Genomic DNA, 1,210 nt, shown 5'->3' with positions numbered 1-1,210 from the left:
ATGGACCCCGCCTCACCCGCCCACACCCCGCCGGCCGCCGCCACGAACGCGACCAGCGGCACGTGCCAGGCCGCGCTCAACGGATCGGCCGGCAGCGGCCCGCCCGCCGCGTACACCGTGGCGCCCGCCCCGACGGCCAGGTAGCCGCACAGCACGGCCGAGCACACGGCTCCGGCCGAGAGCGTCTCGTCGCCGTCGGTCGCCAGCCGCGCCGCCCGCCGCATCAGCAGCACCGGCAGCCCCACCAGCAGCAGCGGTGTCACCCCGACCGGCGCCGGCACGCCGGACAGGGTGTCGTACCGGATCAGTTCCGTGCCATGGGCCAGCAGCCACAGCCCGGCCGCGATGTGCAGCGCTCCACCGGGCCCGCTGTCCGGGTAGGGCGAGCTGATCCACAGCGCCATCACGAGCACGGCCAGGAAGCCGAGCCCCAGGCCGGCGGCGAGGGCGCCGCTCAGCACACACGTGGCGGCGGCCGGGGAACGGCGTCGTCCGCCGGACCCCGGGACCGCCGACAAGGACGTCCCGCGTTCGGTCACTTGGGTCACCGGGCCATGGTCCCAACGACACGCGCTGACGGCACGTAACGGGCGATTACCCGTGGTGTCGCTCAATATACGGTTATGTACTTTTTCGCCCAGGACTGCCAGGTCGCGGGGAGAGCGGCATGACACAGAGCGTCGACAACTCCTCTGAGCCTGAGCCGTCCCTGCCCTCCGCCAAGGAGCGCCGCAGACTGCGCGAAGCCGCCGACCTCGGCCACGACGAGGTCGCCGCGGCGGTCGGGGTGACCCCGTCCACCGTCCGTTCCTGGGAGGCCGGCCGCACCGAGCCGCGCGGCCGCAAGCGTGAGGTGTACGCGCGGTTCCTGGCCCGCCTCACCGAGCGGCCGGCCCCGGCACGCTCCCACCCCCACACCCATGCCCACACCCACGCCCACCCCCAGTCCCGCACCCGTCCCCGCACCCGTCCCCGTCCCGCGGCCGAACGGGCCGCCGAACCGCCGACCGGCCCACCCCCGCACGGAGCGAGCGGCTCCGATCCGGCCGCCCCCGGCGGGACGCCCGGGTCCGTCCCTTCTCTCCCCTCCCGCTCCTCCGGACCCGCCGGGCCAGGTGGGCCGGGCGTAGGCGGCGGCCGGCCGCCCGCGCCCCGTGGGTTGCACGGTCGGCGGGGGCCGGGGGGGCCCCCCCCAGTCGCTCGGGGAGGT

At 76.3% G+C, this 1,210-nt stretch carries 2 protein-coding genes; one reads left to right on the top strand and one right to left on the bottom strand.

The window, feature by feature from the left end:
* Positions 1-548 (bottom strand): cell division protein PerM (locus GPJ59_RS36320; protein WP_308120702.1); only part of this gene is annotated, 548 nt, incomplete at its 3' end.
* Between the two features lie 119 nt (positions 549-667).
* Between GPJ59_RS36320 and GPJ59_RS38790 the strand changes: the two genes are divergently transcribed.
* The coding region (locus tag GPJ59_RS38790; protein WP_308120701.1) for a helix-turn-helix domain-containing protein at positions 668-1,210 on the top strand (543 nt) is incomplete at its 3' end.

Source organism: Streptomyces bambusae, assembly GCF_019400985.1.
GTDB lineage: Bacteria > Actinomycetota > Actinomycetes > Streptomycetales > Streptomycetaceae > Streptomyces > Streptomyces bambusae_A.
Note: the sequence above shows the minus strand (reverse complement) of the source record. Positions and strands in the feature narration are given on the sequence as shown.